The organism is Ruegeria sp. CDSC021, assembly GCF_059610845.1.
On record NZ_JBXWOK010000009.1, the window covers coordinates 133,991 to 152,366 of the forward strand.

21 protein-coding genes are annotated in these 18,376 nt (G+C 55.4%); 8 read left to right on the forward strand and 13 right to left on the reverse strand.

What is annotated here, in order from left to right:
* Positions 1 to 95 precede the first annotated feature (95 nt).
* Positions 96 to 713 carry a ribonuclease HII gene (gene rnhB / locus AC2FGB_RS14615; protein WP_496694180.1) on the reverse strand — a complete coding sequence of 206 codons (618 nt, stop codon included), beginning with the start codon at positions 711 to 713 and terminating at the stop codon, positions 96 to 98.
* A 109-nt stretch (positions 714 to 822) separates the two neighbouring features.
* Entirely contained in the window at positions 823 to 1,311 is a 489-nt protein-coding gene (locus tag AC2FGB_RS14620; RefSeq protein ID WP_142637143.1) for a hypothetical protein, read from the reverse strand.
* A gap of 175 nt (positions 1,312 to 1,486) precedes the next feature.
* On the opposite strand from AC2FGB_RS14620, the gene AC2FGB_RS14625 reads away from it, so the two are divergent.
* The 3 genes from AC2FGB_RS14625 (at position 1,487) to AC2FGB_RS14635 (ending at position 4,101) form a co-directional block, all read left to right on the forward strand.
* Positions 1,487 to 1,774: a hypothetical protein gene (locus AC2FGB_RS14625; protein ID WP_142637145.1), complete on the forward strand. Its 288-nt coding sequence runs from the start codon at positions 1,487 to 1,489 to the stop codon at positions 1,772 to 1,774.
* A complete protein-coding gene (locus AC2FGB_RS14630; RefSeq protein WP_496689945.1) occupies positions 1,746 to 2,447 on the forward strand; it encodes a winged helix-turn-helix domain-containing protein in 702 nt (233 codons plus the stop codon). The genes AC2FGB_RS14625 and AC2FGB_RS14630 overlap by 29 nt, the downstream gene beginning before the upstream one ends.
* An 82-nt stretch (positions 2,448 to 2,529) precedes the next feature.
* The gene (locus tag AC2FGB_RS14635) at positions 2,530 to 4,101 is read left to right on the forward strand and encodes a DUF427 domain-containing protein (protein ID WP_496689946.1); all 1,572 of its coding nucleotides are present in this window, start codon (positions 2,530 to 2,532) and stop codon (positions 4,099 to 4,101) included.
* Between the two features lie 49 nt (positions 4,102 to 4,150).
* Here AC2FGB_RS14635 and AC2FGB_RS14640 read toward each other — a convergent pair whose 3' ends face one another.
* From AC2FGB_RS14640 to AC2FGB_RS14665, 6 genes are all read right to left on the reverse strand, one after another.
* Positions 4,151 to 4,942, reverse strand: a complete 792-nt coding sequence (locus AC2FGB_RS14640; protein ID WP_496694181.1) for a DUF1217 domain-containing protein — start codon at positions 4,940 to 4,942, stop codon at positions 4,151 to 4,153.
* Positions 4,939 to 5,340: a flagellar biosynthesis repressor FlbT gene (flbT, locus tag AC2FGB_RS14645; protein WP_271949613.1), complete on the reverse strand. Its 402-nt coding sequence runs from the start codon at positions 5,338 to 5,340 to the stop codon at positions 4,939 to 4,941. The genes AC2FGB_RS14640 and flbT overlap by 4 nt, the downstream gene beginning before the upstream one ends.
* Entirely contained in the window at positions 5,340 to 5,714 is a 375-nt protein-coding gene (flaF, locus tag AC2FGB_RS14650; RefSeq protein WP_496694182.1) for a flagellar biosynthesis regulator FlaF, read from the reverse strand. The genes flbT and flaF overlap by 1 nt, the downstream gene beginning before the upstream one ends.
* Before the next feature lie 77 nt (positions 5,715 to 5,791).
* Positions 5,792 to 7,039: a flagellin N-terminal helical domain-containing protein gene (locus AC2FGB_RS14655; RefSeq protein WP_496692542.1), complete on the reverse strand. Its 1,248-nt coding sequence runs from the start codon at positions 7,037 to 7,039 to the stop codon at positions 5,792 to 5,794.
* Positions 7,040 to 7,248: 209 nt separating this feature from the next.
* Complete coding sequence (locus tag AC2FGB_RS14660) at positions 7,249 to 7,608, reverse strand: flagellar biosynthesis protein FlgN (RefSeq protein ID WP_281973048.1); 360 nt, start codon at positions 7,606 to 7,608, stop codon at positions 7,249 to 7,251.
* Positions 7,601 to 7,873 carry a rod-binding protein gene (locus AC2FGB_RS14665; RefSeq protein WP_496694183.1) on the reverse strand — a complete coding sequence of 91 codons (273 nt, stop codon included), beginning with the start codon at positions 7,871 to 7,873 and terminating at the stop codon, positions 7,601 to 7,603. The genes AC2FGB_RS14660 and AC2FGB_RS14665 overlap by 8 nt, the downstream gene beginning before the upstream one ends.
* Before the next feature lie 112 nt (positions 7,874 to 7,985).
* On the opposite strand from AC2FGB_RS14665, the gene AC2FGB_RS14670 reads away from it, so the two are divergent.
* From AC2FGB_RS14670 to AC2FGB_RS14680, 3 genes are read left to right on the forward strand one after another with little or no spacing between them, the layout of a single operon-like run.
* Entirely contained in the window at positions 7,986 to 9,197 is a 1,212-nt protein-coding gene (locus tag AC2FGB_RS14670) for a flagellar hook-length control protein FliK (RefSeq protein ID WP_496694184.1), read from the forward strand.
* Positions 9,198 to 9,199: 2 nt separating this feature from the next.
* Positions 9,200 to 9,865: a flagellar hook capping FlgD N-terminal domain-containing protein gene (locus tag AC2FGB_RS14675; protein ID WP_496694185.1), complete on the forward strand. Its 666-nt coding sequence runs from the start codon at positions 9,200 to 9,202 to the stop codon at positions 9,863 to 9,865.
* A gap of 54 nt (positions 9,866 to 9,919) precedes the next feature.
* Positions 9,920 to 10,789: a phosphotransferase family protein gene (locus AC2FGB_RS14680; protein WP_496689950.1), complete on the forward strand. Its 870-nt coding sequence runs from the start codon at positions 9,920 to 9,922 to the stop codon at positions 10,787 to 10,789.
* A 3-nt stretch (positions 10,790 to 10,792) separates the two neighbouring features.
* Here AC2FGB_RS14680 and AC2FGB_RS14685 read toward each other — a convergent pair whose 3' ends face one another.
* The 5 genes from AC2FGB_RS14685 to AC2FGB_RS14705 form a co-directional block, all read right to left on the reverse strand.
* A complete protein-coding gene (locus tag AC2FGB_RS14685) occupies positions 10,793 to 12,094 on the reverse strand; it encodes an NAD(P)/FAD-dependent oxidoreductase (RefSeq protein WP_496694186.1) in 1,302 nt (433 codons plus the stop codon).
* On the reverse strand, positions 12,091 to 12,909 hold the full coding sequence (locus AC2FGB_RS14690) for an ABC transporter permease (protein ID WP_142637169.1): 819 nt from the start codon (positions 12,907 to 12,909) through the stop codon (positions 12,091 to 12,093). Before AC2FGB_RS14690 ends, AC2FGB_RS14685 begins: the two co-directional genes overlap by 4 nt.
* Positions 12,906 to 13,796, reverse strand: coding sequence for an ABC transporter permease subunit (locus AC2FGB_RS14695; RefSeq protein ID WP_142637171.1), 891 nt, complete (start codon positions 13,794 to 13,796; stop codon positions 12,906 to 12,908). The genes AC2FGB_RS14690 and AC2FGB_RS14695 overlap by 4 nt, the downstream gene beginning before the upstream one ends.
* Positions 13,796 to 14,923, reverse strand: coding sequence for an ABC transporter ATP-binding protein (locus AC2FGB_RS14700; RefSeq protein WP_142637173.1), 1,128 nt, complete (start codon positions 14,921 to 14,923; stop codon positions 13,796 to 13,798). The genes AC2FGB_RS14695 and AC2FGB_RS14700 overlap by 1 nt, the downstream gene beginning before the upstream one ends.
* A gap of 69 nt (positions 14,924 to 14,992) precedes the next feature.
* Complete coding sequence (locus tag AC2FGB_RS14705; RefSeq protein ID WP_142637176.1) at positions 14,993 to 16,078, reverse strand: polyamine ABC transporter substrate-binding protein; 1,086 nt, start codon at positions 16,076 to 16,078, stop codon at positions 14,993 to 14,995.
* Positions 16,079 to 16,219: 141 nt separating this feature from the next.
* Here AC2FGB_RS14705 and AC2FGB_RS14710 point away from each other — a divergent pair, with 141 nt between their 5' ends.
* Positions 16,220 to 16,903 (forward strand): GntR family transcriptional regulator, encoded by a 684-nt coding sequence (locus AC2FGB_RS14710; protein WP_271949594.1) that lies wholly within the window; start codon positions 16,220 to 16,222, stop codon positions 16,901 to 16,903.
* A gap of 75 nt (positions 16,904 to 16,978) precedes the next feature.
* The gene (locus tag AC2FGB_RS14715) at positions 16,979 to 18,376 is read left to right on the forward strand and encodes an aspartate aminotransferase family protein (RefSeq protein WP_281995446.1); all 1,398 of its coding nucleotides are present in this window, start codon (positions 16,979 to 16,981) and stop codon (positions 18,374 to 18,376) included.

Below are 18,376 nucleotides of genomic sequence, written 5' to 3' on the forward strand. Positions count from 1 at the left end.
AAGTTCCACGGCGCTTATGCGCTCATTTGGTTGAGACAAGGATGAGTCAAAGACGATTCGCCGTCAATTTCTTTTTTGAATCAGCGGCTTACGATTTACTCTTGATACAACATATTGTGGACGGGCTTGAACGAAACTCTATGGTGAGGGGTCACACCAAGATTTCGCAGCGCATCCTTGTGTTGTTTTGACGGATAACCGGCATTTGTCTCCCAGCCGTATCCCGGATGCTGTTGCGCCAAATCCACCATCAGTTGATCGCGCCAGTTTTTGGCAAGGATCGAAGCTGCGGCGATCGACACGGAATGGGCATCGCCTTTGACCACTGCCTGCGCCGGAATGGCCAGTCCGCGCGGAATCATATTTCCGTCGATCAACAGATAATCCGGGGGGGGATCCAGCGCCGCCACCGCGCGCTCCATCGCCAGATGCGAGGCACGCAAGATGTTGTGCTCATCAATCTCGGCCACCGAAGCCTCGGCCACCGCGAATTCGGCGCAGCCACGCAGGGCAGTATCCAATGCGGCCCGGCGCTTGGCCGACAATTTCTTTGAATCATTCAATCCTTCGGGCATGTCCGCAGGATTCAGGATCACTGCAGCAGCCACAACAGGACCGGCCAGCGGCCCCCGCCCAACCTCATCGACGCCGGCAATCCGCAGATATCCCTGCGCAAGCGCGGCTTTTTCAATCTCATAATCCGGTGTGGTCATGTTTTGGGAAAATCCTGTTTTCCCCCATTGCGCAAGAAAAAAGAGAGGACAGCAATCGCTGCCCTCTCCGACGTGATGCTTCTAAGGCACCACTCCTGCTCGAACCGTGTTACTTGTAAACGACGCGGTATCCCTGTTGGCGCAGGCAGGCGGGTTCATAGGCCCGCTTGACCTTATTGCCATTCCAGAAACCGACCTTGCACTTTTTGGGCAGGCTATTGGCGTATTTGTAGTGCTTATCCAGGCAGCGCGTCCCCAGAAGCGGGCGCTTTTTGCCATAGCCCTTGAAGGTTTCCAGGCACCTTTGCGGCAGACTATAGCGCGCAACGCGCTCGGGCAAGGGACGGATATGGTTCGGCCGATGCCTGGGGGTCCTCTGGATGTGCTGTTTGGGGGCCTGATACACGTGGTTGTAGTTGCGGGTAACCTTTTTGCTGTCACCTTGCTTGTCAAAATGATGGATGGCAGCGCCAATCAAGGCAATCGCCGCCAGCCCGCCAAGAATATCTTCTGCATCAGCGGCACGGGCCTGGGATGCGGAAACGCCGGTAATTGCGACTGCAGAGGCAATGATCAGAGCGATGAATTTCTTATGCATGGTGCTGTCCTTTCGGGTACTCGGTGGACGTGATGACAGTCCGTAAATTCGATGACCCGACATTGGGGATGTCCCCTTCAGACAAGCAATAACGCCGTTTTGTTATCTGATATCAGACCGCGAAACCCCTTTGCGTTATTGAATATCAACCAAAGCCATGCGCAGGATGCGGCCTATGAAACAGATCCTCTCTTCTCTGGCCATCGGGGCCCTGATATCGCTTGGTTCCATGGCGTCAGCAGCGGACTGCTATGCCGATTACAAGGCCAAGCAGGACAATCCGTTGCGCCTGCATTATGGCGTCATGCAGGTTTCGTCCTGCGGCAAAGGAAAAGCCAAAAAAGAGGTCGCGCAACGGCTGCGCGGCTCGGGCTGGACCCTGCTGAACGTCATGTCCGTTTTTGGACCGGAAGGGTTGGATAAAAGGAAGGCCAATGCCGGAAAATTCTATCTCCGTTACTGAGGCACGGCGCTCGGGCGTCAGGTTGGTTGGCGCGGGCATCACAGTAATCGTTGTCATACTTGTGGCCTCTGCCGCCTTTCTGTTGTGGACATTGCCAGATGCAAACGCGTTCAATGCCCGCGTCGAACGTCTGTTCGTCGAGAGTGATCTGACCTCGCAGACCGAGATTCGCCTACTCGAGATTCTGGCCCAGTCCGGCACTGCCTTTGCCGATACATTGTCCAGTTACCGCATGGTTATCTTTGTTTTGCTGGTTTTCGCCACTGCAATGCTGATTGCTGCGCTGGTGTTTCTGGTCATGCTGGTGCTGTTGAACCGACGCATGGCACAGATTGAGCGCACTGGGATTCAGGTCACTTCACTTTTGATCAGCCGGGAAGAGAATACCGTCTATCTCAATAACATGGATTTCAAACTGACAGCGTCGGCGATGGAAACCCTGTCAGTTCTTGCCGAATCCCGGTTGGATGACGAGGTTCTATCCGGCATTCAGATCGAGGCGATGATTTCCGGCAAAAGCACAGCTGATTGTGACGAGGCTGCTGGCGCGACGCGGATCAAGCGCCTGCGCGATGCTTTGGGCAATCAGATGGTCAGCGAGTTGCTGGTCAAGAACATTGCTAAAAAAGGCTATATGTTGTCGATCGAAAAAGACGTCATTCAGATGATTTGATATTGGGAAAATCCTGCTCTGCCCCTTGGAAAACACGGATCAAACGCCCATCCTATAAAGACCCGTGCCGGGGAGGATGATTATGAACGTTCACGTGACTCCAAATATCAAAGGCTATGGGATCTCGGTCGAACCACTTGTCGGCCGTATCGCAATCTACCGGGATGAGATCCTTCTGGCTGAAAGCTTTGATGCCAAGGTAATGTACGAAACTCGGTTGCCGCCGATGATCTACATCCCCCGTCAGGATGTACATGTCGATCTCAGCGATGAGACCGAACTTCAGACATTCTGCCCGTTCAAAGGCACCGCCACTTACCACGATGTCGTTCTGGCGGATCAACGATTGGCCAACTCCGTCTGGGCCTACGAGAACGCCCTGCCCGAAAGCGCCGCGATCCAGGGCCATATCGGCTTTATGCCCACCGCATATACGCGGATTGAGCTGGGTGAAAACAACCTGCGCAACCCGGAAGACGGCAATATCAGCGGGCCGCTGATTGATTGGCTGATGCGGGGGGCCAGTGATCTAAGCACGCCCGAAGCATTCACCAAAGCGCTGGCCGAGAAGATGCTGGAACATGGAATTGCCATTCAGCGCCTCAGTATCCTTGCCTGGTCCCTACATCCGCTGATCGCGGGCAAACACTATATTTGGGAAAAAGGTGAGGCCGAGATTTCGACCAATGTGCCCACCTATGAAATCCACGACCACCCCGCCTATATCAACAGCCCTCTGCGCCACGTGTCCAACGGTATGGGCGGCGTGCGCCAAAGGCTGAATGACGAGAACCCTCAGCACAGCTTTCCAATCATGGAAGACCTGCGCGCCAAAGGGGCGACTGACTATGTCGCGATGCCCCTGCCATTTTCAGACGGGCGCACCAATGTCTTGACGCTGACTTGCGATCACCCCGACGGGTTCACAACGGCCAATCTTGGGCTGGTGTTCGAATGCTCCTCGGTGATTGCCCGGTTCTACGAAGTCTTCATGCAGCGCGAAAACGCCCAGGTATTGCTGGAAACCTATGTCGGAAAGCGGACCGGAGCGCGTGTCCTGGGCGGAGAAATCCGTCGTGGCGACGGGGATGAGATTGATGCAGCCATCATGTTCTGCGACTTGCGCAATTCTACCCTGTTGGAAGAAAAGCTGGGCCGCGCCGCCTATATCAATCTGCTGAATGACTTCTTTGAAACGGTCTCGGACATCGTCGACGAAAACGGTGGTGAAGTTCTGAAATTCATCGGGGACGCTGTTCTTGCTGTATTCCCGGCAGGCGAAGATTCTGCTTTAGCCCGCGAAAACGCGCAGCGATCAGCAGTTGGAATCGTTGAAAGGTTAGGAGAGCTGCGCAAGTCTGGGTCCGACATGCATTGCGATTGTTCGATTGGCGTCGCCTATGGGCGCGTAACCTACGGCAATATCGGGTCGCGCGAACGGTTGGACTTCACCGTGATCGGACAAGCTGCGAACGTCGCCGCCCGACTTGGGGAATACAGCAAGATCGTAAATCACAGGATTGTTGTGACCAAAGACATCGTGCCGGCCTGTACAGACGCTTTGCCACTTGGAGAGGTCAAGCTGCACAACGTGTCACAACCCGTGTGCTCATACGCGCTCAAAACCTCGGCGGACGCGATTCTGAACGGATAGTCGCGCGAAGTTGCGTTTGATACTCACGCATCTTGCGATAGGGACAGCATTATCCGCCCAGCAGAAGCAACGCGGTTTGGGCCGGGGAAATTGTGCTTTGAAGCTGCGTGATCTGACTGCGCGCAAGGTATCTGTCGGTCAAATCCCCGATCGCCTCTTCATCCGCGAACTGCGCTAAATCGTCAGATCCAGTCAGGTTCGACAACCTATCCTTGAACACCTCAAGCTGCTTGTCGATGTCCAACTGACCAAAGCTTGAGGGCAGCCCAAGCGCCGTCTCCATCATCTTTCGCAACGGCGGAAGGCCCATCAAGTCGAACCATTTCGTGTCACCACTGCTGTCTTGCGATGCCAACTCAGCCAGCGCATGTTGTGCATACAGGGATATGCGCATTGACTCGTCCTGTTCACCCACGGCGACCTCAAAGCGTGAGGTCACGTTGTCCCGGGCAATATCCTCCATAAATGTCGAAAGAATGGTTCTTCGAATTTCGCCAGGGCCCAGTCCAAATGCCTTAGAGAATTCACGGTATCTTTTATCAGATAGGCGATTGGACAATGCATCATCTGCGCTCGTTCCATCTGACAGGATTTTCTGGATGAAATAGCGGTTGTCGATGTCGCTCTCCAGACCAAATGCGCCCAAGGCAACCTGTAGCAGCCGGCGGTCAGAAACCAGATCTTCAGCCGTCTGAACCTTGCCGATGTTTTCCCGGAAATACGTCGCCTCACGCTCATTGACCGACGAAGAGGAAAAGCTGTTCAACTGGCCTTCGTAGGTGCGTTGAAGGAACCGCCAGCCAACAATGCCACCTGAGGGTATGACCGGCTGAAAGGTCATTGCTGGTAGGCCATGAGGCGCTCTTCTCGCGGTAGCAGAGCACGCAGGGATTTAAGGCATTTGTAATACTGCTCGGCCAACAAGGCTTCGGTTGCCTCGGCCAAAACTCTGCGGCTGTCCGCATCCGTAAACACTTGGCTCAACTCTTCCACCCGACGCAGCAGTTGTTGGCGGGCGCTTTCAGCTTCCATGTCTCCAGACAGAACCAGTTGCGTCGCATAGCACACTCTGCGAACGGGTGTGTTCACCTCATCAGGATGTATCGCATCGCGCAAACGCAGGACATTTGCCTGTGGTGTCATGATTGAAAACCGACTTCTACGATCGCCGTTTTCCACAACTACACCATTAATCAGCACGCGTTCTTTTGGTGCTAGCTTCAATACCAAACCCGCCATCAATTCGCACCCATTTGCCGAAGACCTTTAAGAACGGCCATGTTTATTTCCAGAAGGGGCTCTACCGAAGCCTTATTGCTGAGTATCTGGCTGCTGTGCTGTTCGGTGAACTCAGCTAGATAGAAAATCCGGGCGCGAAGGTCATTCGGCAAGGCGTTATCGGAATCGGCGACCCCGTTTGCCAACACAGACCAAAGCCTCCGGTTTTCATGCAAAGCCTGAACAAACGCTCCAAAGTCGGTTTTGTGCCGCGCGGCCGCAGCCTTCAACCGATGCGTGATCTTGGAAATCGCCTCATATTCCGTATCACGCGGTGTGCGCGTCGGAGCAGCGGTCTGCGCATAGACGCGTTGTGCAAGAGTTTGCGGTGTCACTTGAAATCCTTCCAAAAGGCCGTCTTACGGCGGTCAAAGCCGGGGCGCGTCTCCACGCCCCGGCCAGGGTCCTGAACTTAGCGGAACAGAGACAGGATCGACTGCGGCGCCTGGTTGGCAATCGACAACGACTGCGTTGCCAGTTGCTGCTGTACCTGCAGGGCCTGCAGACGGGCCGAAGTTTCTTCCATATCGGCGTCAACCAGCGCTCCGATACCGGACTTGAACGAGTCAGAAAGATTCGAGATGAATTCTTTCTGCGTTTCGATCCGGCCCTGAGACGAACCAAACGCCGCAGATGCATCAATGGACGTGTCGATCAAGGTTTCGATAGTGCCCAGCGCCGCCTGAGCACCAGCATCTGTCGAAACATCAATCGAAGCCAACGCCCCCAGGCCACCTGCATTGGCATTGGTGAACTGCGCCGAGACAGTAACGTCCCGATCAGCGTCGGCGCCAGCCGTCGCAGCACCGGTTACAAATGTCAAAGTGCCCGGGTTGGCCGAGTCATAGTCGATTGCGACACCCGTGATCCCCAAGGAATCGATCTGATTTTTCAGGCCAACGGCAACAATGGCATCCGTATAAGCGGCGTCATATGTTCCAGATGGGTCCAGATCAGCAGCTTGCACCGTGTAGGACGCAACCTTGTCACCAATAGTGATCGAGATCTTGTCACCAGCAGCAAAGTTGTCCGTTGAACTGTCCACCACGATGTCGCCGGTTCCACCAGCTTTGTCCATCGTGAAGCCCGCGGCGTCATTGTCGGTTGTGACGTTGTCCGAGCCGGCCAGAACACCTTTGCTGGCATACCCACCTGTGGACAGGTTCTGCGAGGCCACCGAAATCGAAGATGCGGTTACGTTGCCACTGGAGTCACGATCCAGAGACGACAGGATCGAGGCTGTACCCGCCGAACCGTCAACCAGGTTGAGCCCGTTAAACTGCGCCGCTCCAACCACCGATGCGATCTGATCTTTAAGAGCAGTCACGTCGTCATTGATTTTGCCGCGGTCAACGTTGTCTTCCTGTGCCGCAACGATCTTCTCTTTCATCTGGGACAGCAGGTCAGTGACTGTCTCGGACGCATTCCGGGCCACCGCAACGGTCGATTCACCCAGTGCCAAACTGTCTTTGATGGCGTTGAACCCCTTAACGTCCGACTCCATGACTTTGGAAATCGCCCAGACGGCTGAATTGTCCTTGGCTGTGGCGACGTCCTTACCAGTTGAAATCGCGTTCTGGGTCTGCGCCAGGTTCTTGTTGACCGATTTCAGGGTTTGCAGCGCAACCATTGCGCCGTTGTTTGTCAGAATGCTGGACATAGCTTTCTTCCTTTTCCGTTCGGGCCTTTTGCGCCCTTGCTTACCCCGCAACATGTACGGGCTTTGACGTCTTTCTGATCACTGCGACCCGCCGTCGGGCTGTTCGCGCCATCTGAGTTTCCAGATGCAGGATCACCTTTGACGCCGATCTCCTAACGGAGTGCTAAGACTCGAAAATCAGAAAGCTCGGATTTGATTCAATCCTCGCGCTAGGCCCGCTTTTCCAGCTTTGCGTGACTGCGAACGGTAAAATCGCTGCGTTGCCCATCCGCTCCATAAGTACTGAATTCCTGACGCACTCGGCGCAGTTCAGCCATGCGCCCGGCAACCGCCCGAATCCCTTCGGCCGCACTGTTCAGCAGAGCCTGATTCCGGTCGACTTTCTTTTGAACCCCGATCAGTTCATCACTATCAATCACCTCAAGATCATTGATCGCACCGATCAGCTTTTCCTTTTCCGGGACCATGTGATTCAACCGATCCAGATCCCCGGTCACCAAGGCGTTGCGTTCAAGGTCCAGAACTTCTTCAAGAGATTTGATCAGGTCATGTTCAGACTTGTTAGGCATTGGTATTCTCCTTCATGGACTGAAACAGGATTTCGGACAGGCCAACACCGCCGGACCTGGCAAGCTGCAGTGCCTGCTGCTGAACAAGAAACGATGAAAACTGGTCTTCACCCGCACCGCCGCCGAACGAATCTCGGGATTCGCCCAGACCTGCGGACTTAAGCATTTCAGACAGGAACGCCGCCTCAAGCTCTACCGCAGCATCTTTCAGCTTTTGCTCAACAGACAAGGGCTGCGGCGCCGCTGGAATACCAGATAGCTTCATCGCTTTCTCCGAAAATTGCATCGAACTTTCTGGATCAAATATGAAAGCGGTTAAAATAAACGTAACTTCCTGCGGGCAAATTCCTGGTTACGCAAACCGGAGCCGGAGCAAAATGCCCAACCCTCTTATATTGTCCACATCCTCGACCGCCAGCGCCGCAAAATCTGAAACTGCCGCCAAGGGACACCCAATCTCGGAAGGGGCTGACACCTTTGCTGAGGTAATGGAGCAGGAATTGCAGCGTTCCGAAGGTGACAGCTTGAATGAGGACGTGCCCGAACTGACCATTAATGCCGAGGTGCAGGTTGAAGAGGATGTGGTCGAAGAAGACTCTGTTGATCTTGCGACCAGCCTGTCGGGAAAACCTGAAACTGACCCGCCCGCCCGCGCGTCGGCGCAGGACGAAGAGATGGCACCTGAGGAAACGCCGACATCGCTGCCCGAACCTGACAAGGCCGTAATATTCGCAGCGCCAAACAATGCGGCCCCCGATCCTAGGGGTGATGCGCCTGGAAACGCGGCGCAGCGCGCCCGATCTGAGGTTCCGGCTTTGTTGCAGGCGAAAACCGCACAGCAAAAACCGGAACACAATCTGCCGCAAACCACTATTGCAAAGGGCTATCGGACCAAGGCGTCGATACCCTCGGATTCTGCGCCCGGAAAACCCGAAGTGCCAGAACCAAAGCTGGTTTCGCGAGATACACCCGATGCGGCTCAGGCTCCCAAAGCCACCGGTTCACCGCCGACAACACAATCCGTTCCGACATTTGTTCAAATACAACTGATGGCGTCTGCCAAGGTGCAGGACGTTGATTTGGTATCAGACCCGGATGCCGAGGGGATTCTGCCCGCGCGCGAAAGCCAGCCATTTTCAACGGCACGAGATACGTCAGCAAGCCATCAGCACTTTTTAACCTCAGCACGGGCAGAAACGGCGCGGGCAATCGCGGGGCAAATGGCCGCTGCGATACATGCAAGACCACAATCCGGCACGATTGAACTGACCTTGAATCCGGAAGAGCTGGGCAAGATCTCAATCGTCATGAATGGCCGGGATGACGGGTTGCAGATGACGATCGCAGCCGAGCGGCCGGAAACTCTGGAAATGATGAGGCGACATCTTTCGGTTCTTGAGGCTGAGTTCAAAAACCTCGGGCTTGGCGATCTGTCTTTCAATCTGGGTGGTTCGTCAGACGGCCAGTCCGAAAGCGCGGATAGACACGCAGATTCCGGTCTGAATACAACCCAGACCGAAATGGATCAGGCCAGCGAGCCGGTCTTAACCCGGATCGGCCATAGTGGCCGCGTTGATATGAGGCTTTGAGCATGATCACACCCGCACAGAATACAGGCGCTAACGCCACACAGACCCAATCTTCGGCGCAATCTGGAACGTCCGGTCTGGCCTCGGATTTTGAAACCTTCCTTCTGATGCTGACCGCCCAGGCCCGCAACCAAGACCCGCTGGAGCCGCTGGATTCATCAGAATACGCCTCGCAACTGGCTCAGTTCTCGATGGTCGAGCAGCAGGTTCAAACCAACGATCTGCTCTCAGCGCTTGCCTATTCGCTTGGCAGTGTAAACCTTGAAGAGCTTGCCAGCTGGGTCGGGATGGATGTGCGAACCGCCTCGGCCTTTCATTTCGACGGTTCACCAGAAACGCTGTATGCGCAGGCCAACCCCGGGGCGGACAGCGCCTATATGGTGATCCGCAACGAGTCCGACGAGGTCGTTGAACGCATCGCTGTTTCAACGACGGAATCCGAGTTTGTCTGGGCCGGAACCGATGACGATGGCGCCCCGTTACCGGCAGGAAATTACACTGCAACGATGGAAAGTTATGACGGCGATGAACTGCTGTCTGAACGCATCGCCGCAGCTTATAATCAGGTTCTGGAGGCGCAGGTCGGCACTGATGCAGTGTTGCTGACGCTTGCTGGCGGAGAGGTGGTGCCAGCAGGAATAGTCACTGCGGTGCGAACAGGAGCTTGATCTACGGTTAACGACAGGCGAAACCAAGGCAATGCCCGACTCGTTGACTGATTGGTGATCTCCCTGCCTCAAATACCGTCCCCACCGCGCGACCTTGTTGCTCAACTTGTCAGGCTCGGATTTGCCAGCGCTGGGGCACAGTTCGAAACTCTGTATGGTGGCAGGACAAACCGGGTGTGGAAGGTGCTGGGCGACGACAGTGATCAAGTATTGAAACTGTACCGCTCGGACCTGGAAAACCCATTGTTTCGCAACGATCCCGCATTGGAAGCCGCCTGTCTGCGGGCACTGGCTTCTTCTGGGGTTGTGCCGCGATTGCGGGCAACGGGACAAGATGACAACGGATATTGGGTGTTCTACGACCACGCACAGGGCACCCCCTGGCGGTCTGACCCGGCCCCAGTGGCCCGGTTGCTGCACCGCCTGCATTCGCTCAACCCAAATATAGAGAACGCACCCACCGGTAAAAACGGTAGCGCAGATCTGGCCGAACATGGTCAAAGCATTCTGGCGATGTGCACATCGGATCGACGGGCTCAGCTGGAAAAGATGCAACCACAGCATCATATTTTGCGGTCGGATCACACTTGCCTGATTCACGGCGACCCGGTGGCGGGAAACATCCTCGTCGCATCCTCGGGGCTGACGCTGATTGACTGGCAATGCCCAGCCGTTGGTGATCCTTGCGAGGACCTTGCGCTGTTCCTGTCACCCGCCATGCAATATCTTTACAGAGGTGCGGTTTTGACCGTTGAAGAGCAAAAGTCCTTTCTTTCGGCGTATGACCGGCAGGAAACCGTAAACCGCTACCGGTCTTTACGCCGCTGGTACGGGTGGAGGATGGCGGCCTACTGCCTATGGCGCGCAGAACATGGGGCATCAGATTATGAACAAGGGCTCGAGCTGGAACTGGCCGCTTTGTGAATGTCAGAGGTCGGCCAGTGCCATTAGCGCATAGGCTGGCGGCATCAGCGCCCGCCGCCGGGACCCAAGTGGAAAACGCCGCGGGGGTCGGGCCATTGGCTCAGGCAATTCCGCATCCTGTCCAAGCACCATGCGACTAAGCGCCCGCCCACAATAGGTACCCATCGCGACGCCGTTTCCATGATAGGCCAGCCCAGCAAACATCCCATTCTGACCCGGAACGGGCCCTGCGAACGGCGTCAGGTCCTGGGTAAGGCACACCATCCCTGACCACATATTGGTCACGTCCACATCGGCCCATGCCGGAAACATGGCCTTGAAATCACGCTGCACCTTTTGCCGGATCGCAGCCTCGGCCTTAGGTGATGAGCGCAGGCCACCGCGCATCCCAAACAGAAACCGTCGATCCGGCATAAGACGAAAATAGTGCAGGAGATTTCGTGTATCGTAAGACATCTGATCCGAGGTCCAGCCCTGCGCCGATACCTCAGCCTCGGTCAACGGGCGGGTCACCAGAACGGTTGATTGCGCTGGCATATAGCGCCCAGACAGCCATTCAGGCATGTTTTCACTGGAATATCCGTTGGTGCATATCAGTACATTCGACGCTTTGATCCGTCCTGACGCGGTTCGAACATCAAAGCTCGCGCTGGTTTTGGTGATGTCTCTGGCCATGGTTTTCTGAAAAAATCGGACCCCAACGGAAGCGGCCGCATTTGCAATGCCGAACAGGTATTTCCGGGGGTTCAGACCAAATCCGACCGGCACGCTATAGCCCCCGAAAAAATCCCCACCCAACCCGAGCCCGGGCAGGTCGGCTGCCTCATGCAAGCAGCCCCCGTCATCCGCAGAGCGTCGCAATTTCTCCATGGCGCGGGCGGTGTGGGCCAGGGCGGTCTCGCCCTTGGAATGAACGTCCGCTTCGATCTGATGCGCCTCAAGCAGGTCGGCGACAAGATTGACCGCATCCACTTCGGCCCGGGCAAAGCTTTCGGCCCCCTCGACCCCATATCGCCGAGCCATGCCACGATCGCTCAGCTTTGACCCACCTCGGCAGCAAAACCCACCATTGCGACCCGAGGCACCCCACCCCGGCGTCTCCGCCTCGAGAACTGCGACGGATAGGCCTGCCTGCCCCAGGAAAAGCGCGGCTGTAACACCTGTGAACCCGCCGCCGATGATGGCGACATCCACGCTCAGATCATCCTGCAACACCGGCCAGTCTGGTGCTGCGATAGTTTCATCCCACCAGCACCCTGATCGCGGTCCAGATCCATAGGTATACTCAGGGAACAGACGTTTCATTCCGCACGCACTGCCGCCATCTCATCCTGTTTTTGCCGGACCATCGCGCGCTTGGTGACCAAAGATGCTGCTATGACACCGACCGTCACGACCGCAATCATGATCGTGGATAGCGCATTGATTTCAGGGCTGACGCCCAGCCGCACAGCTGAGAAAATCTTGATCGGCAGAGTCGTGGCTGACGGGCCCGATGTGAATGATGCGATCACCAGATCATCCAGCGACAGCGTAAAAGCCAATAGCCAGCCTGAAATCACCGCCGGGGCGATGATCGGCAGGGTGACAAGACGGAAGGCTTGTGCGGGTGAGCACCCAAGATCCAACGCTGCCTCTTCCAGAGACTGATCAAACGTGACCAGACGTGAGGATACAACAACCGACACGAAGCACATTGAAAAGGTCGTATGTGCCAGCACGATGGTCAAAATACCCCGGTCCAGTCCAATTCCGATGAACAGCAGCAAAAGCGACAAGCCAGTGATCACTTCGGGCATCACAAGAGGCGCATAGATCATGCCTGAAAACAGAGTCCGGCCAAAGAACCGCCCACCGCGTACCAGCACATAAGCCGCCGCCGTACCCAGAATGGTGGCTAGGGTCGACGAGAATACTGCAACCCGCAAGGTGACCCAGGCAGCATCAAGAAACGCTTCGTTCTGGACCAACTCACCATACCATTTGGTCGAAAATCCAGCCCAAACCGTGACCAGTTTGCTTTCGTTAAAAGAGAAGATGATCAAAATGAGCATCGGGATATAGAGAAACGCGAAACCAAGCGTCAACGAGACGACGTTGAACCAGCTTAACCTGTTCATTGCTCAGCCTCCGTCTGTTTCTGCTGGTTGCGCTGGAACAGCACGATGGGAATCACAAGGATCAGCAACAGCACAACTGCCACGGCACCGGCCACCGGCCAGTCGCGGTTCGAGAAGAACTCCTCCCACAACACTTTGCCGATCATCAATGTCCCGGATCCCCCGAGCAATGATGGGATCACAAATTCGCCGATCACCGGAATCATCACCAGGAAACAACCCGCGATGATACCCGGGCGTGACAAGGGGATCGTTATCAGCCAGAAGGCCTGAATACGCGAACAGCCCAAATCCTCTGCGGCCTCGATCAGCGACTCGTCCATTCGTTCAAGCGCGGAATAGATCGGCAGAATCATGAAGGGCAGATAGGTATAGACGATACCGATATAGACAGCTGTGTTGGTGTTCAGAATGGTCAGCGGGGTCGAGATGATGCCCGTCCACAGCAGCAGTTGGTTCAGGTAACCTTCGTTGCTGAGAATACCCATCCAAGCATAGACCCGGATCAGGAACGACGTCCAGAACGGCAGAATTACCAACATCATCAACGTCGGGCGCCACTCAGCCGGTGCGCGGGCCATGCCATACGCGATAGGATACCCCACCAGCAAAGTCAGTATGGTTGAAATCAACGCGATTTTGACACTGGACAGGTAAGCTTTCCAATACAGGTCATCTTCGGTTAGCCAGACGAAATTCTCAAAATCCAGCTGGCTGAAGAAATCCCTGAGCCCGGCCCAGCCCTGAGATAGATCCAGTGTCGGCGTGTAAGGCGGGATGGCCAGCTCCGTGTCCGAAAGCGAGATTTTCAGAACGATGAAAAATGGCACCAGAAACAGCGCCAAAAGCCAGACATACGGGACGGCGATCAGAAGGGCGCGGCGCATCAATCCGCCAACAGAACCGCGGCGGTGGCTGTCCAGGACAGCCAGACCGGGTCTTCCCATGTAAAGGAACGACGCGAAATGCGACGGGTATTTGCCGTCTGCGCCTTGATAATCGTGCCGTTATTCAGTTCGACGTGATAAGTGGACAGATTGCCCAGATAGGCAATGTCAAGCACCTTGCCCTGCACTGCGTTGATTGCATCCGCTGGACGATCAACCGAGATCGTCACCTTCTCGGGGCGGATCGCCAGATGACAGAGCTGACCGTTCGAAAACTCTGTGGTCGAGGACGCAGTCAAAGGTGCCTGACCTTCAGCCCAGTCAATCTGATAGGTCTCATCGGCGCTTGCCGTGGCCCTGCCCTGGATGATGTTCACGTCGCCAATGAAATCGGCCACATAGACCGAACTGGGATTCTCATAAATCCGGTCGGGTGTCGCCACTTGTATCAGATTACCCTGATCCATTACCGCAACCCGGCTGGCCACGGTCATCGCCTCTTCCTGATCATGGGTCACGATCACAAAGGTGGTGCCGGTCTTTTCCTGAATATCCATCAGCTCGAATTGCGTATCCTGTCGCAGTTTCTTATCCAGCGCCCCCAAAGGTTCGTCCAGCAACAGCAGCTTTGGCGCTTTGGCCAGGGATCGCGCAAGCGCCACGCGCTGACGCTGACCACCCGAGATCTGGTGCGGTTTGCGACGGGCGAATTGTTCAAGCCGGGTCAGGCGCAACATCTCTTCGACACGATCCATAAGATCATGCTTTGGCATATTGTCCCGACGCAGACCAAAGGCGATGTTTTCCCAGATAGATAGATGCGGAAACAGGGCGTAGGATTGGAACATCATGTTCACAGCCCGTTTGTTCGGTGGAATGGGATCTATATCCTGCCCGCCCAGCAAAATATGCCCTTCGGTCGGTTTTTCAAACCCGGCCAACATTCGCATCATCGTGGTCTTGCCGCAGCCCGAGGGCCCTAGCAGAGCAAAGAATTCTTTCTCAAATATATCCAAGGACAGATTGTCGATGGCCGTGAACTCACCAAACCGTTTGGTGACATTCTGGAACTGGATCAGAGGTTTCGCCTGTGGGTCTTCCCACGGCACAAAAACAGTAGAGTTCAAAACGGCCCCCGTTCGGCAATCTGAAAAGAATGGCAGGGCGGTTGGTCCGCCCTGCTGAAACAAGCCGGATCAGGTGCCCGATTTGATCTTGGTCCACAAACGGGTCACGACCCGCTGTATCTTCGACGGGTAAGGCGTCGTGATATAGAGGTTTTGCATGGTCGCATCATCCGGATAGATGGCCGGATCACCGATCACGTCTTCCTCAAGAAATTCTTGCGAAGCCTTGTTGCCATTGGCGTAGTAAACATAGTTCGAGGCCGCAGCCATATTGTTGGCATCCAGAATGAAATTCAGGAATTTATGCGCACCCTCCGGGTTCGGAGCATCAGCCGGAATCGCCATCTGGTCGAACCACATCAACGACCCTTCAGCAAAGGGATGATACTCAATTTCAACACCATTATCGGCTTCGGCCGCACGATCGCGGGCCTGCAGGATATCACCCGACCACCCCACGGCGACACAGATGTCGCCATTGGCCAATGCGTTGATATATTCCGAGCTGTGGAACTTCTGAATGTGCGGTCGAACGCTGGTCAAAACCGCCTCGGCCTTGCCAATAACATCTTTGTCATGGCTGTCCGGGTCTTCACCCAGATATTGCAGAACCATCGGAATGATTTCTGCCGGAGCATCCAGGAAATGTACGCCGCAGGATGCAAGTTTCTCCATATTCTCGGGTTTCAGAACCAGATCCATGCTGTTCAGCGCAACATCCTCGCCCAACGCTTCTTGCACTTTTCCAACATTTACACCAAGCCCGGTTGTGCCCCACATGTAGTTGATAGAATAGGCGTTGTCCGGATCATACCCGGCAGTACGTTCCTGAATCACATCCCACAGATTGCCTGAATTCGACAGCTGTGCAGCGTCAAGCGCCTGAAAGGCTCCAGCCTGGATCTGACGCTGAAGGAAAGTACCCGAAGGCACCACCACGTCATAGCCTGATCCACCGGCCAGCATCTTGGTCTCCAATACCTCGTTGCTGTCAAAAACATCATAAATCAGAGTCAGACCGGTATCTTCCTCGAACTTTGTCAGAAGCTCTTCGTCGATATAGTCGGACCAGTTGTAAACACGCACCTCTTCAGCGAAGGCCGCCGAAGTCCCCAATGCGATGACCGCTGTCATGGTCAGCGTTTTGATTGTCATATTATTCTCCCTGCAAGTGTACGCGCTATTTTCCCGTTTTTTTGGATTTGATCAAGTTTTGCGTTTTCGCACGATCCGTCGTATGGTTTCACGAGGTCAGAAACCTGACAAGTCAACATAGCGGGAAACAGGGCAAACCACTTGGATTTGATCAAAAATAAGGCATCCAGCACTGACGGTGCGCGTGAAAAACGACCTGCGCATGAACAGGTCTATAATACCCTCAGATCACAAATCATGTACGGTGAATTGGTGCCGGGGCAACCCGTCACGATCCAGGGTCTCACTGATTCGCTGGGTGTTGGAATGACCCCTGTGCGGGAGGCGATCAGGCGCCTGATATCCGATGGTGCTCTGGTGTTTCAGGGCAACCGCCGAGTGAGTGTTCCTCTTCTGACCGACGGCGACGTCGAACAGATGATTTATTCAAGAATCAAAATAGAATCAGAGCTTTCGAGGCGTGCAACTGCGAATGTGACACCTCAGGACATTGATCATCTTGAGCAGATCGACCAACGTCTGGATCGCACTATCAGCGATGGAGACGTCAGCGGCTATCTGCGCCTCAACCACCGGTTTCACGAAACGCTTTACGGCCATGCAAACGCCCCGATTCTCAATGATCTGGCCGAGCGCCTGTGGCTTAGATTCGGGCCGTCTTTGCGCGTTGTATGTGGTAGATTCGGCACTCAGAGCCTGCCGGACCGCCACAAGGATATCATTTCGGCGTTGCGCAATCAGGACGCGGATATGGCAGCAAAAGCAACCGCACAAGATATCGAACAGGGCATGGAGCTGATGGCAGACGCCTTAGTCAACGCTTAGATCTGTCCGATTCGATTGACAGGAAAAAATTTGATCATATTGTAGCTGCCAATCGCTCTTGCAGGAGATTTTCCGATGTCGACCATCACAAACCATTTGCCCACGGCCCAGCTGCAGGCCTTGGACGCCGCCCACCACATGCACCCTTTTTCGGCCAATGGCGCCCTAGGGAAAGAAGGCGCGCGCGTGATCACCCGTGCGAAGGGCGTCTACCTTACGGACAGCGAGGGTGAAGAAATACTCGATGCAATGGCGGGCCTGTGGTGTGTCAATATCGGCTATGGTCGCGATGAACTGGCCGAGGTCGCAGCCCGCCAGATGCGCGAACTGCCGTATTACAATACCTTTTTCAAAACGACCCACGTCCCTGCCATCGCGCTGGCCGCGAAGATCGCGGAACTTGCGCCGGGCGATCTGAACCATGTGTTCTTTGCAGCCGGCGGGTCTGAGGCGAATGACACAAACATCCGTCTGGTTCGGACCTATTGGGCCGAAAAAGGCCAGCCCGACAAGAACATCATCATCAGCCGCCATAACGCCTATCATGGCTCTTCGGTCGGCTCGGCGTCGTTGGGCGGCATGGCAGGGATGCACGCGCAGGGTGGAATCCCGATCCCGAATATCCACCATATCAACCAGCCAAACTGGTGGGCCGAAGGTGGCAGCATGTCACCCGAAGAATTCGGCCTGGCCCGCGCGCGTGAGCTGGAAGAAGCAATCGAGGAGCTGGGCGAAAACCGCGTCGCGGCCTTTATCGCCGAACCCGTTCAGGGCGCAGGTGGCGTGATCGTTGCACCGGATACCTACTGGCCTGAAATTCAGCGCATCTGTGACAAATACGATATCCTGTTGATCGCGGATGAGGTCATCTGCGGCTTTGGCCGCACCGGCAATTGGTTCGGGTCACAAACCGTCGGCATTCGCCCCGATATCATGACCATCGCCAAAGGCCTCAGCTCGGGCTATGCGCCGATTGGCGGATCCATCGTAAGCGATGAAATCGCCGAGGTCATTGGTGGCACCGAGTTCAATCACGGCTACACCTATTCCGGCCATCCGGTCGCCGCCGCCGTGGCACTGGAAAACCTGCGCATCCTCGAAGAAGAAAAGATCGTCGAGCATGTCCGCGATGTGGCCGCGCCGTATCTGAAGGAAAAATGGGAGGCGCTGGCCGATCACCCGCTTGTGGGCGAGGCCAAGATCGTCGGCATGATGGCCTCGATTGCGTTGACCCCGGACAAGGCCAGCCGCGCCAAATTCGCCTCCGATCCGGGTACAGTCGGCTATATCTGCCGCGACCGCTGCTTTGCGAATAACCTGATCATGCGCCATGTGGGCGATCGGATGATCATCTCTCCTCCGCTGGTTCTGACACCCGCGGAAATTGATGAGATGCTCGTACGCATCCACAAATCTCTGGACGAGGCACAGGCCGAGATCATCGCACAGGGCCTGATGAAAGCGGCCTCCTGA